Genomic DNA, 13,874 nt, shown 5'->3' with positions numbered 1-13,874 from the left:
GGATGTATATTTACGTGCATCGCCATCTGATGACTGCGAATGTCGGATGTTAGTATGAAGAGTATGACTCATAAGTACAGATGGATAAGAGCCTACATAAGAGTAGGCTTTTTTGCTTTTTCGACTTTCATAGGTCCATATACCTTGTATAAATGAACATGAAATGTCAGGGAAATTAGTTTTTTTATCCTATTGAAGTTTTTTCATGGAAATGTGTATATAGATAGAGGCATATTAGATCATAACACATCACAAAACACGGGTTTACCGTAATATGAGGAGATCGTACATAATGCATGACACACAGATTGAAGATTGGTTGAAACTCGCAGGAGGCAAGGAGAACATCAAGCTCGTAGAACACGATAAGGGCACGACGACGCTGGTACTGAAGGACAGTACACAATTGAACATGTCGGTTCTTGCCTCCACAGATGTTGTAGCAGATATTCGGGTAACAGGTGAGCAGTGTCATCTGACAATAAGAGATGAATCTTCCCTGATCTACAATGCGTTACTGGGTATGGACGCTTGGGATTCGACAGGGACAGCGTTGCAGAAAGCGGGACACGCGAAGAAGAACAGATTCTCGATCTTACATTTTGTATCCGATGTATTCAGGCCCTTGATGCCTGGGATTCTCGGAGCCGCTGTTATTAAAATTATAATCGCCATTATTGCGTTAATGGATACGTACAGTTCTGCGGACTCTTCTGCATTGATGGACAGCCAGACCTTTACGATCTTCAGGATCCTTGGAGACGGTGTATTTTATGTACTGCCTGTATTGGTAGCAATCAGCACAGCGTATCGGTTGAAGAGTAATATCTATGTTGCAGCATCTATTGGCGGATTGATGTTTTATCCGGAGATGACCATGCTGATGTCAGGTGAAAAAGACGTGCATTTCCTTGGCTTTCCACTCGTGTCCCAGCCGGCTTTTTACACTACTGCCATCTGGGTCATTCTAACGATCTGTGCAGCGTCCTATCTGGAAAGAGCCGTTCAACGAATAAGTCCAAAATTCTCCAAAGGGATGTTTGTTCCATTCCTGACGTTACTGATTCTTGTTCCGCTAGTATTGATGATACTTGGTCCAGTTGGCACCTGGATTGATGAATATCTGCCGGAGGCATTGGATTCACTAGTAGCTAATGCTCCAGTGGTGTCGGTGATGTTACTGGGAGCAGTCTTCTCACTAATGTTAATTATGGGATTACACTACTGGATGCTTGCCATCATCATTAATGATATGGTCATGAATGGTTCTTCCATGGTGATTCCTGCTATGTTAGTGGCGATTGTAGGACAAGCGGGGGCCGCGCTTGCAAACGCTTTGCGCTCGAAAGAGTCAGCTTCCAGAAGAGTTGCTTTCTGGGCAACGGGAACAGCCCTCCTCGGAGTGGTAGAGCCTGCATTGTATGCAGTCAACATGAGAAAAAGATCCTCTTTCTATGCGGCATTGCTGGGTGGAGCTGCGGGTGGACTGTATTATGGTTTGTTATCTGTCAAGGCATTTGCTATCGTTGGGAATCCGAGCTTGGTCAGCCTTCCGCTTTTCATCGAAGGGGGCAGCCTGAATCTGTTACACACATGCATTGGTGTGGTTATTGCGTTCGGTGTCTCAGGTGGACTGACGTATTGGATGGCAGGAAAAGGACAGAAATCGGGACAGGCATCACCGAATGCTAGCATCGAGTAATACGTAGAACGTATTATTGCAAAAGTAGCATTACAGTTGTAAGAAAGAGCCTATATCTGATGGTACGGGCTCTTTTTGTTGTTTTTTATCTGAAAATATAAGTATGAAATGTATAATAGCTGTCCTCCATTTTATTCATGCCATAGCTTGTTGGATATGGGGATGTCATGTATTTTGATATAGTGAAACGTAATAAATCAGGATGATTAATCCCTTAGAAAGGATAACGATATGACTGACAACATGGAATGGATCGCTCAGTGGAAGTCGACGAAGGCATTAACCAGTGCATGGATAACTAGAGGCGAAATGCACCACTTTTTCAGTCACACCTTGATATTTATTATTGATGGAAAAGCGATCTGGGATATAAATGGACACCGAGTTCACGTTTCCTATGGAGAATTAATTGCGCTTGAAGAGAACTCCGTAATGGAGGTCATTGAAGGTGGCAACCTGGATCTGGCAGGCTGGCATGTTCAGTTCGATACATATTCGGTGCTGCATGATAGACGGGAAGCTGAGAAGTTCGAATGGCAGTTACCGTCAGGAGAGGCGTATCAGAAAGTGCAACTGTCCGGTGGAGCTCTGGCAAGTATCATTCAGCATTGGAGTGAAGTGCATTCACAGGATCAGAGTGCAGAAAGGGTTGGCCATCAGCATTTGTTATATGAGTTGTTAAGTAATCTATATCGGAAACAGCCGGATGACGAGTTGAAGCCAGAACACGGTATAATTCGATCCATTGACTACATGCAGCAGCATTATGATCAGGTCATTACACGTACACAGTTAGCTCAGATTGCCGGTATTAGTCCATGGCATTATTCCCGCAAATTTAGTGAGCGATATGGTAAGCCACCTCTGGATTATCTGGCCCACTACCGGATCTATCGCGCGCAGGAAGAACTGATATTAACCGCTGCAACCTCACAGGATATTGCCAAAAAGTCTGGATTTGAAGATGCTCATTATTTTAGCCGACGCTTCAAACAACTGACTGGCGTATCACCTAAGATATATAGGCAGACGATGACGCAGCGAAAGATCGTATCACTTTCTCCAATCTGTGCAGAAATTATGATTCATCTGGGTGTCATCCCCCATGCCGTAGTGGTCACCCCAATCCTGCTGTCCCCACATCACCATGAACAATTTATAGCGCATGGAGTGCAGATGCTGGAGGTTACACAGTATGAGGTGGAGATAGAACTTGTTCGACAAGTTCAACCGGAGATGTTGATAGGAAACGTATTGACGGAAGAGGTTAAAAGGGAGCTGCGCACAATTGCACCGATTCTTACCGGACTTCATCAAGATGTAGAACCAATGCTCGATCAATTGGCAGTCTGGTTTCTCAAAGAAGAAGAGGCTTATAGACTGCATCAGCAGATGAAACATGAAGTCAGCGTAGCTAAGCGACAGTTGCAACCCATCATCCAATCCGCGTCCACTGTCATGCTGCTGAGGGTAGAAGCGTTTGGTTATCGATATCTGGGTGGGCATTCACACGGGGTATCACACTTGTTATATGAACAGCTTGGATTAGCACTGCCGCAAGCACTGGATTCAGGTACAGCCTGGTTTAACCCTTGTTCGCTTGAACTGCTCACACAGGCCAATCCCGATTACCTCTTTGTTGAGAAGCGGATCATGCAGCACTTCAGCGCTGAAGAGAATATGAGGAAACTATGGGAGAGCACGCAATGGAACGAGCTGAAGGCTGTGAAAAATAATCGGGTATTTTACGTAGATACTCACCTGTGGGTAGACGGTCACGGAATTACGGGTCACACTCTGATTCTAAATCAGATCATTCGCCATCTTACGGAACCTCTTCATGAGAGAGCACAATAATCCAACGGAATACGCACGATATGCTATGGAAGCAACACTTCTTATTTGATACTATTTGATAATAATTATCATTATCAATATACATAAGGGGCGAAGTATATCATGTCACGAAGATTTAAAGGGTTTGGTATCATGCTGTTGGTGATTAGTGTAATGCTGGCGGCATGTTCCGGTGGAACCAAGGAAGAGAACGCTACAGCTGGAACAGCAGGTGCTCCAACTGAAGGAGCAGCGAGTACTGCAGAAGAAACAGTGACTGAAAGTGGGACTAAAGTGGTGAAGGATCAGTTTGGAGAAGTAACGATTCCAACTCATCCTCAAAATCTGGTTGTGTTTGATTCGATCTATGCCGAGTATCTGATTGAAATGGGTGTTACACCCCAAATCGTTTTGTTAACTCCAGAGGTTGAAGCGGAATACCGCCCTGATTATTTGAAAGAACATGGAGTCCAGATCATTGAAGTCGAGCAATATCAATATAATTATGAGCAGTTGCTTGCGCTGTCACCGGATATGATCCTTACAGCCGGCGAAGGTATGGAACAGGGCGTATATGATGAATTGTCCAAAATCGCTCCTACAGTGGCACTGGATGCCAACAGTGAAATGAAACGTGCTATGCCAAAGCTGGCTGCCATATTTGACAAGACCGAAGAATCTGCCAAAGTACTGGCTGAATTCGACGAGAAAGCCTCACAAGCGAAAGAGAAAATTGCGACAGCCCTGGGAGACAAGACCGTATTGGTTCTCCGGGTAGAGCACAATCGTTACCGTTTCATGGGTCCCAAAGGAGGAAGCAGCAGTGTTTTCTTCTATGATATCCTGGGTCTGAATAGTCCTGAAGCGATCAAAGACTCTACAGATTGGTTTAGCCAGTTCTCACTGGAATTTTTGCCTGAGATGAATCCGGATTATATTTTCCTGGAAGACAGAACCCTCGTAGGTTATGACACGAAGAAATCTATGGAAGATCTGAAAGCAAGCCAGGTGTGGTCAAATCTGGAGGCTGTGAAGAATGATCATGTCTTCCCGTTGAAGACAAGCCAATTCGTATCCGGTGTAGGTCCGATTGGCTCTGTAAAATTGATGGACTATGTTGTTGAAAAGTTGGTGCCTTAAATGACAACGGAGACACAATTGGATATCTACGATATTACGATTATAGGTGGTGGGCCTGCTGGAATGTACGCCTCCTTTTATAGTGGCATGAGAGCCATGCGTACCAAAATCATTGAAGCCAAACAGGAACTGGGTGGATTCATGCGTACGTACCCGGAGAAGCTGATCTGGGATGTAGGCGGAATTGATCCGATTCGCTGTGAGATGCTGATTGAATCACTGGAGAGACAAGCGAGAACGTTCGATCCAACGATTGTGTTTGGGCAGGAAATAGCCGAGCTTGAACGACGTGAGGATGATATATTTGTACTCATTTCCAAAACAGGCGAGCGTCATTACACACGTACCATCCTGTTATGTGCGGGCAGAGGCATGACTCAGGTGCAAAAGCTGGATATCGAAGGTGCCAATCGGTATGAGCTGACAAATCTGCACTATACGATAACCGACCTGTCCCGATTTGCCGGGAAGCGTGTTCTGATCTCGGGTGGCGGCGATTCCGCAGTCGACTGGGCGAATGAAATGGTCAAGATAGCAAGTGAAGTCACGGTATCACACAGACGTCATGAATTTACCGGACACGAGTCGCCAGTTGCTCAGATGAAAGCTCAAGCGAGCGTCATGACGCCATTTAGCATCTCACGCTTATACGGTACAGGTGACAAAATCGATCGTGTTGAGCTAGCCCATGTAGAAACTGGTGAGATCACACTTGTTGAAGTGGATGAAGTTGTTGTAAGCCATGGGTATGATCGCGATTTCGGTAACCTCGTGCAATGGGGACTGGCGCGGGAAGATTACGGCGTATCCGTTGATCAGCGCATGCGTACCAACATTCCAGGCATATTCGGAGCAGGTGATTTCATTACTTATGGAAGCAAAGTCAGGCTGATCGCAGGTGCTTTTAACGATGCGGTGCTCGCAGTCAACAGTGCCAAGACCTATTTGGAACCTGCTGCTTCCGATATGGCAGGGGTATCTTCTCACAATGCCCGGTTTTATGAAAAAAACAAAGCTCTCTCCAATACGTAGATAGGTTTGCGTGAATGGAAGGCAATCTGAAGAGCCCGACACAATTTCGAGATCTCCTCGAACTTGTGTCGGGCCTCAAAAAAAGTTTACACAAACAGCGCCCATCAGAACGAGGTTGCGCTGTTTTATTTGGTTTGAACAAGTCACTATTATCAATAAGGATACGCCGAGATGGATAAGGAGTCTTGAATCACCAGACCGATCTTGGCGAATGGAAAGAGGATTTTCTAAGGAACTCAGGACATCTTATTTGGCCTTCAGGTCCTCTTTTTAAATTCTAAGGAACATCAGACACGTTATCGAACAGAATCCCCTGATAAAAACATTGAAAACGGCTTTATAATCCGAAATAGAGTGTCTAAGGTTCCTTAGATTTCTGCAGACGCTTCAAATCGTTGAATAAGACGGCTCAGATTCGTTAGTGCTCGCTCCATGTTATGATCCAACCGGGAGTCGTGAGGACGACCCTGAATCACGCGATAATGGTCCAAGACATGGGCTTGATCAAGCTTCAGGCAAACCATGGCAGAAGTCCATCGAGACAGATCACTGCCGGATTATGGCATATTAATTGTCGCTCACGCAATGAACTGTAAGACTTATCGACCAGATATCATACATATATGCATATCCCGAAATGAACCAACCATATATGTGAATATCTGGTGAATTTATCGATGTTTAAGTCCATCATAGTTTATTCTCTATTATACTTAATGAAAACGGACGAGGAGATGGACTCCAAATGAAGAAACAAATGTGGATCATTGCAAGTGTTGCAGTTGTAATTGTAATCGGAACCTATCTGTTTGCAAACAATACGGGCAAGGATGAGGCGGGTACAGCCAGTGCACCCAACATCCGAAAATTGGTGGAAGATATCAGCACAGGAAAAGAGACACCGGAATCTGCTTCCATCACTGCCAAACAGTTAATCGTCACCGATCAAGATGAAGAGACCACTACATACGATTTGCCTGAGAACGAATTTTTCCTTTCCATTGCACCCTATGTGGACCAGACCCATCCCTGTGCAATTCATAGCTTGACCGGTTGTCAGGGGGAAATGAGTAATAAGGAATTCAGCGTTACCATTCATGATTCTCAAGGCAACACTTTTATGAAAGATGAAGTGATTAAGTCTGGTGCAAACGGATTTTTGGATTTTTGGGTGCCAAGAGACAGAACCTATCTCATTCGTATTGTTCGAGATGGAAAGGTTGCAGAAACGCAATTGTCTACATACGAAAATGATAATACATGCATCACTACGATGCAGTTGAGTTAATGCAAACAGAGAAGCGATGGAAGGGAAGGATGGCCATTGAGCTATCCTTTCCTTTTTTATTTGATAAAAGAATGGGAATAAGGTACTTTCCATTGACAAAAATTCATTCCTACGGCATAATCCAATAGTGATAATGATAATTGTTATCATATAAATACATATTAACAGGGGAGAAAAGAGATATGAAAAAAGGGTTGAATGGACTGTTGATTATGCTGGCCTTTGTGCTGGTTTTGGCGGGTTGTGGTAAAACCACGACTACAACAGATACAAGTCAAGGTAGTGACTCGGGTAGTGCTCCGGCTGAAGAGACAGCAGGTCCTGTTACCGTGAAGCATAAACGTGGAGAGCTTAAGCTGGACAAGCCAGCAGAACGTGTCGTTACACTTGAATGGACATATACGGAAGATGTTATTGCCCTGGGTGTTCAACCAGTAGGTAATGCAGATAACGCTAACTATAAAGTGTGGGTAACATCCGAAGCAGCACTGGATGACAGTGTAACGGATATCGGAACACGCAGTGAACCAAATCTGGAAGCTATTGCTGCATTGAAGCCAGATCTCATCATTGCTAATGCAGATAATAATACGGCGGTCTACGATCAGCTGAATGCAATTGCACCAACAATCGAATTCGATCCGTACGATGGAGACGGTTATAACTATGATAAAATGACAGAAATTCTCAACTCAATTGCAACAGCTCTCGGTAAAGAAGACAAAGCAAAAGAAGTTCTGAGTAATCTCGATCAGCACTATGTAGAAGCCAAAGAAAAACTGGCTGCTGCGGGTAAAGAAAACTTCAAATTTGCACTGACACAAGCGTTCACATATCAAAATGCAGTCAGCCTGCGCATGTTTACCGATAACTCGGTTGTGATTGGTACATTGGACAAAATCGGACTGGTGAACGATTGGCAGCCGGATAAATTGGAAAACTACGGCTTCTCGACAGTAGGAATTGAGTCGTTGACCGCTGTAAAGGACAGTAACTTCATTTACATCACCCAACCAGACGATGATGTCTTTGGCACAGCTATGAAGGATAACTCGGTATGGAATGGACTGAACTTCGTGAAGGACAAACGCACCTATCAACTGGATAGCACAACATGGACATTTGGTGGACCGATCTCCTCCAAAGTATTGGTTGATGGGGTAGTCGAGGCGATTACCAAATGAGTTCGGTTCAAGGATCTAAGCCAGCTATGAATTGGCGCACAATAAGCATATATGGGGGCGGTCTAACCGCTCTCATCGTGCTTTTTTTTGTAAGTCTGTGTTATGGAGAGGCATCCATTCCTTTGCATGTCGTGTGGGATGCACTTACAGGCAGACAGGATTCATTAGAGCACAATATGGTCTGGGACTTGCGCATGCCGCGTACAGTGATCGGTATTCTTTCGGGTGGTGCACTGGCTGTTGCGGGCGCTTTGCTGCAAACGATTACTCGTAATCCATTGGCTGCTTCAGATACATTGGGCATTAATGCAGGAGCATACTTTGTGGTGGTTCTGGGAGCTATCGCTTTTCCGGGTCTATTAAGTCAGTCGCCTTTTCTTTTCGCAGCCCTAGGTGGTTTGCTGGCAGCATTTGCGGCTTATTTCATGGGCGGCGGACGAACATCAAGCCCGGTTCGACTTGCGTTGTCCGGTATGATTGTATCGATGGTGCTTGGTTCATTTACAAGCGCATTACATATTTTTTTCTCCATGGAGACACAAGGGTTGTTCCTTTGGGGCTCCGGAACACTTGTCCAGAATGACTGGAGTGGTGTGTTTTATGCTTTGCCTTGGGTGGTTGGTATTACCCTTCTCGCGTTAATCCTGTCCAGACAGTGGGATATGCTGGAGCTGGATGAATCAACGGCTTCTTCCTTGGGACAAAAGGTTACATTGGCTCGTGCAGTAGGGTTAATTCTTGCTGTATTGCTGGCCGCTGTGATTGTCAGTGTAATTGGACCGATTGGCTTCGTGGGACTAGTTGCACCTCATCTGGTTCGATTAAGTGGTGTACGTTCTAACCGATTACTTTTACCCGGTGTGTTCATATGGGGCGCAGCGCTCCTGGTTGGAGCAGATGTCCTCGCCAAGATGGTGCATAACTCCAGCATGGAACTACCAACGGGTGCCGTTATGGCGATCATTGGTGCACCGTGGCTCATCTGGCTTGTTCTTACACGCATGAAGGCTGCAAACGGATCAGGCATGTCAACTTCAATGAGCACAGGAGGAGCTGCGCGTCGCTTTGCATTTGGCCCGATGGCTGTATTATTCTCAGTCATAACGGTCGTGCTTATCTTGCTCAGTACGATGTTTGGTGGTATGCGAATTCCCCTGGCCGATTGGTTACCAAGTCTGTTCCAATCGGATGGACTGTTCTCCGCGCTGATTCAGCTTCGGATTCCGCGTACTCTTGTTGCCGCAGGTGCAGGAGCTGCACTGGCAATTAGCGGTGTGCTCATTCAGATGGCGGTACGTAACCCGCTGGCAGATGCTTCAATTGTTGGTGTGTCCTCAGGTGCAGGGCTTGGAGCCATGATGGTCATCATCTTATGGCCGGGTCTTCCGATATACTTGCTGCCAATTGCGGCAATCATCGGTGCAGCCATTGCTGCAGTGGTGGTGTTCTCCCTCGCCTGGAAGAAAGGACTGAACCCTTCGGCGGTTGTGTTGCTGGGGATCGCGATGTCTGCCATTGCTGGAGCAGGTATTCAGATTCTGATTGTCCGTGGTGCGGTATACGGTAGCAGCGGATATATCTGGTTGACAGGAAGCACCTATGCTCGTACCTGGGAACAGGTGAAGGTTATCGGATTATTTTTAGTTATTCTGGTACCGGTGGCTTGGTGGCTGGCACGCAGATTCGAACTGCTGGTATTTGACGACAATAGTGCATCCGGGCTTGGTCTCGGAGTACGTCGTACACGATTATTAGCCATGACAGTGGGTGTATTACTTGCAGCAGGTGCTGTTGCTTGCGTAGGAACCGTTGGTTTTATCGGCCTGATTGCACCACATATGGTTCGGTTACTGACGGGGAATAAGTTAAGACGATCCATGTTCCTATCCGCATTAGCGGGTGCAGTCATGCTGGTGCTCGCCGATACAATCGGCAGAACCGTCATGGCACCGACAGAGATTCCATCAGGCATACTCATTGCGATCATCGGAACGCCGTACTTCCTGTATCTGATGTATCGTTCCAACTGGCGCAAGTCTGTATAAAAAGTTCAAACCAAAAGCCTGCTCTCCGAGCAGGCTTTTCGCTGCCACGGTATGCCCTCCAGCCATGATCTTATGTTCCTGTTTAACCCGGTTGCATAGATATTGGATCATTGGACCTGACGTGGTACCCACAGATAACCTCTCCCGATGAATGTCTACTCCCGTACCAAATGACAAAATCCCCTCACGTCTACAAGAAGTAGAGACCACGTTATCAAACGTGAAACTCTTACTCCCTGTGGACCTTGAAGGGATTTTTGATTGAGAACATTCGAATCGTGCTCTCGTTAGCTGGATTTCAAAATCCCGCTTTCATCAACTGATTGTACCGCTTGTTGCAATATTTCATTGTCCTGAACGAGGGCGAAGCGCACATACCCTTTACCTGAAGGACCAAAGGCACTGCCTGGCGTTGCGATGACTCCTGCATGTGTAACCAGATCCATGGCAAATTGCTCCGAGCTGTCGTAGTGCGCCGGAATCCGGCTCCAGACGAACATCGTTGCCTCAGGTTTGGCAATCGGCCAACCCAGACTGCTGAAGCCTTCACAGAGGATGTCTCTGCGCTGTTCATAGATTGCTCTGACCCGTTCAACCTCGGATTGATCACCGGTAATGGCGGCAATTGCTGCTTTTTGGATCGGTAGAAACATCCCGTAATCCATATTGGATTTTAGCTTTTTCAGCATGGAGACCATGGTTGTATTGCCCACACAGAAGCCGATTCTAGCTCCTGCCAGTCCGTACGTTTTTGACAGGGAATTGAATTCCACACCGACGTCCATGGCGCCAGGGAATGCGAGGAAGCTTCCACATGACTTTCCGTCAAATACGAGCTCGCTGTACGCATTATCGTGAAGCACGATAATATCATACTTCTTCGCAAAGGCAATCAGGTCGAGATAGAACTGATCTGGTGCCATCGCAGTTGTTGGATTGTTAGGATAGGAGACCAGCATGAATTTCGCTCGATGAGCGATATCTTCCGGTATATCCTGAAGCTGAATAACATACCCGTTTTCTTCTTTTTGCGGCATATAATACAGTTCTGCACCTGCCAGTAACGGTCCATCCGCGAAGACGGGATAGCAGGGGTCAGGGACGAGCACCAGATCACCTTCATCGACAATGGAGAGGGATATATGTGCCAGCCCTTCCTGTGAACCGAGCAAGGAACAGATCTGTGTTGCCGGGTCTAACTCGACCTGATAGCGTTGCTTGTACCAATCGCTTGTAGCTTGCAGCAACTCACTCTGATCATTCACAGCATATATATAATTAGCCGGATCAGCAGCGGCCTCGCATAGTGCAGTTATAATATGCTGCGCAGGTGGGATATTCGGCGTACCCACACTGAGATCAATAACGGGCTGACCGTTCTCCAGTCTGCGGCGTTTGATCTCCAGCAACCGGGTGAAAATTCCTTCGTTGAAATGATCCATTCGTTTGGCAAAGTTCATGATGATGATTCAGCCTCCAATCCTCTTCGTACGCATATTCATTAATAATAAATGGACAGCGACTAAAAGAGAAGAGCAAGGGAACGCTTGCGGATCATGACTTTACTTTAAACTGGCTTAGTTCGTCTTGCAGTTTGCCAGATAGCTGGTTCAACTGTTTCGACAGATCCGCTACCTGTTCGATACTATCCAGCTGATCCTGCGTGCTGGCGCTTACTTCTTCCGTCGATGCCGAGTTCTCCTCTGTGGTGGAGGAGATAATCTCCAGTGCCTGGAATATCTCATCTTTGTGTTTGTGTACATTGGCGGTATTAGTGGTAATCTGCATCATACGTTGCTGCAGATCTTTCAGGTCTTTGTTAATACTGAAGAATACATGTTTGGTATCTTCTACAGATTTGGCATTCTCCTCCGCAATCTTCATACCGCGCATGGTATGTTCAACCGACAGGGTTGTTTTCTCTTCAATAACATTCACCTTTTTGTTGATTTCCTCTGTTGCCTGAGCCGTCTGTTCTGCAAGTTTGCGGACCTCTTCGGCAACGACGGCAAATCCTCTTCCATGTTCGCCAGCACGTGCAGCCTCAATGGAGGCATTCAGGGCGAGCAGGTTCGTTTGAGAGGCAATCTGTTTGACTGTATCCACAAAACTGGATATTTCATTCCGACTCAGGTCAATCTCCTGAATAATAGAGGACATTGCTTGGGTGGACTGATGGTTTTCCTCGGACCATCTCGATAATTGTTCCACGACCGCAAGTCCTTGGCTGCTTTGATCAGCAGATGTCTGCACGACCGTTCCCATAGCCTGCGCATCGGTAGCAATTTCATCAATTTGGCTGGATAACGAGCCTGTTTTACGTAAAATATTTTCCGTTTCGATGGACTGATAATTCGTTGCATTGGCAATCTCGTTGATGGCTGTTGATGTGTCATTCATGGTCACAGCCGTTCGTGAGGAGATGGCTTGCAGATCATTCGACGACTGGTTCAGGATTTGCGCCGAGCTGCCGACCATTTGCAGCATGCCCTGAATTTTCTGCACCATGGAATTCAAACCTGTGGCGATCTGTCCAATTTCATTATTAGATTTGATATCCAGTTTGACAGTCAGGTCACCTTGTTCAATCTGATTAATCTTGGCCAGCAGCTGTGGTATGGAGCGTAACAGACGGCGAAGGGTAATGTAACAGATAATCACAAGCAGAAGGGTGGCTGCAGCAAAACCGCCAAGCGTAATCCACGTGAATGTTTTTAATTCCGAGAGAACTTCTTCTTCGGATATGGTCAGACCAACGGACCATCCCGTATCTTTGCTGGTAGCGTAGCCGATATATCGACGTTCCCCATTGTCGTTCATAAGTTGTACGCCGTTTTCACCCGCAAGCATTTTCTTGCCGATGTCCCCCATGTCCCCCGTACTGTTCAGGATGTTCTCCTTCAATACCTTTTCTTGATCTGGATGGTACAGAATTTCCCCGCTCTTGGACAGCAACATGGAATAGCCCGTGCTTCCAAGGGAATAACTCTCCATAATCGCCGGAATATCCTTGAATGCAATATCCGCTGCGGCAAAGCCGATCGTGGTGTTGTTTTCGTCTTTGATCGGATTAAAGATACCCATGAGTACATCGCCTGCTGCAATATCAATGTACGGATCGGAGAAATAAAGTCCGTCTGCGTCGGTAACCGGCTTGTAGTATGGACGTGACTGGATATCAAAGTCCGGTGCAGATACGACACCATCATTTTGAATCCAAAAGCCTTTTCCATCCAAGCCCGCGACCCAGGCATCGGCAAACGAAGGCTCTGCCTTAACGATAGCGGCGAGTGTCGCCTGTGTTTGCGCAGCGTAGGTTGAACTTGCCGCATCCGCAGCAGATGCTGTTGTTTCTATGTATTGCTGAAATAATGTATTAGTGGACATTTGCTTGACCAGCGCACCTTTTTCCTTGAATAGTGCATCAAATTCACTAACAATGGCTTGTGTTTTGGTCTGGAGCATGGATTCCTGCTGTTTCACCAGAATGTTTCGTGTGCTTGCAAACATAAATGTTCCCAGCACGGCAAAGACAACTACGATAATGATCAGCAGCACAATGGACAACGTATTTGCCATACTGGATGTCCGTGCTCCCGTTTTCCCCCACTTGTTCAACATGTTCGACATATTCCATCTCCCCAGAT

General features: G+C 46.2%; 9 protein-coding genes. 7 read left to right on the top strand and 2 right to left on the bottom strand.

Going from position 1 to position 13,874, the window contains the following annotated elements; genetic code table 11:
* Positions 1-292: 292 nt before the first annotated feature.
* From J2Z28_RS01515 to J2Z28_RS01485, 7 genes are all read left to right on the top strand, one after another.
* Complete coding sequence (locus J2Z28_RS01515; RefSeq protein ID WP_211080901.1) at positions 293-1,702, top strand: PTS transporter subunit EIIC; 1,410 nt, start codon at positions 293-295, stop codon at positions 1,700-1,702.
* 231 nt (positions 1,703-1,933) lie between these two features.
* Positions 1,934-3,559 carry a helix-turn-helix domain-containing protein gene (locus tag J2Z28_RS01510; RefSeq protein ID WP_211080900.1) on the top strand — a complete coding sequence of 542 codons (1,626 nt, stop codon included), beginning with the start codon at positions 1,934-1,936 and terminating at the stop codon, positions 3,557-3,559.
* 102 nt (positions 3,560-3,661) lie between these two features.
* Positions 3,662-4,678, top strand: a complete 1,017-nt coding sequence (locus tag J2Z28_RS01505; protein ID WP_211080899.1) for an ABC transporter substrate-binding protein — start codon at positions 3,662-3,664, stop codon at positions 4,676-4,678.
* Complete coding sequence (locus tag J2Z28_RS01500; RefSeq protein ID WP_211080898.1) at positions 4,679-5,710, top strand: NAD(P)/FAD-dependent oxidoreductase; 1,032 nt, start codon at positions 4,679-4,681, stop codon at positions 5,708-5,710.
* A gap of 745 nt (positions 5,711-6,455) precedes the next feature.
* Positions 6,456-6,998: a CueP family metal-binding protein gene (locus J2Z28_RS01495; protein ID WP_211080897.1), complete on the top strand. Its 543-nt coding sequence runs from the start codon at positions 6,456-6,458 to the stop codon at positions 6,996-6,998.
* Positions 6,999-7,180: 182 nt separating this feature from the next.
* On the top strand, positions 7,181-8,182 hold the full coding sequence (locus J2Z28_RS01490) for an ABC transporter substrate-binding protein (RefSeq protein ID WP_211080896.1): 1,002 nt from the start codon (positions 7,181-7,183) through the stop codon (positions 8,180-8,182).
* Positions 8,179-10,227, top strand: a complete 2,049-nt coding sequence (locus J2Z28_RS01485) for an iron ABC transporter permease (protein ID WP_211080895.1) — start codon at positions 8,179-8,181, stop codon at positions 10,225-10,227. The genes J2Z28_RS01490 and J2Z28_RS01485 overlap by 4 nt, the downstream gene beginning before the upstream one ends.
* 287 nt (positions 10,228-10,514) lie before the next feature.
* Here the strand turns inward: J2Z28_RS01485 and J2Z28_RS01480 are convergent, their stop codons facing one another.
* Both J2Z28_RS01480 and J2Z28_RS01475 read right to left on the bottom strand, forming a co-directional pair.
* Entirely contained in the window at positions 10,515-11,687 is a 1,173-nt protein-coding gene (locus J2Z28_RS01480; protein WP_211080894.1) for an aminotransferase class I/II-fold pyridoxal phosphate-dependent enzyme, read from the bottom strand.
* 94 nt (positions 11,688-11,781) lie between these two features.
* Positions 11,782-13,857 carry a methyl-accepting chemotaxis protein gene (locus tag J2Z28_RS01475; protein ID WP_211080893.1) on the bottom strand — a complete coding sequence of 692 codons (2,076 nt, stop codon included), beginning with the start codon at positions 13,855-13,857 and terminating at the stop codon, positions 11,782-11,784.
* Positions 13,858-13,874 lie beyond the last annotated feature (17 nt).

Origin of the sequence: Paenibacillus xylanexedens (assembly GCF_017874615.1) — a bacterium.
Taxonomy (GTDB): Bacteria; Bacillota; Bacilli; order Paenibacillales; family Paenibacillaceae; genus Paenibacillus; species Paenibacillus xylanexedens.
This window is presented reverse-complemented; position numbering and strand designations above follow the sequence as displayed.

Bases quoted from the DNA above. Each gene is read 5' to 3' on its own strand.
- J2Z28_RS01505 (WP_211080899.1), top strand. From the start codon at position 3,662: ATGTCACGAAGATTTAAAGGGTTTGGTATCATGCTGTTGGTGATTAGT.
- J2Z28_RS01475 (WP_211080893.1), bottom strand. From the start codon at position 13,857: ATGTCGAACATGTTGAACAAGTGGGGGAAAACGGGAGCACGGACATCC.
- J2Z28_RS01480 (WP_211080894.1), bottom strand. From the start codon at position 11,687: ATGAACTTTGCCAAACGAATGGATCATTTCAACGAAGGAATTTTCACC.
- J2Z28_RS01510 (WP_211080900.1), top strand. From the start codon at position 1,934: ATGACTGACAACATGGAATGGATCGCTCAGTGGAAGTCGACGAAGGCA.
- J2Z28_RS01500 (WP_211080898.1), top strand. From the start codon at position 4,679: ATGACAACGGAGACACAATTGGATATCTACGATATTACGATTATAGGT.
- J2Z28_RS01490 (WP_211080896.1), top strand. From the start codon at position 7,181: ATGAAAAAAGGGTTGAATGGACTGTTGATTATGCTGGCCTTTGTGCTG.
- J2Z28_RS01495 (WP_211080897.1), top strand. From the start codon at position 6,456: ATGAAGAAACAAATGTGGATCATTGCAAGTGTTGCAGTTGTAATTGTA.
- J2Z28_RS01485 (WP_211080895.1), top strand. From the start codon at position 8,179: ATGAGTTCGGTTCAAGGATCTAAGCCAGCTATGAATTGGCGCACAATA.
- J2Z28_RS01515 (WP_211080901.1), top strand. From the start codon at position 293: ATGCATGACACACAGATTGAAGATTGGTTGAAACTCGCAGGAGGCAAG.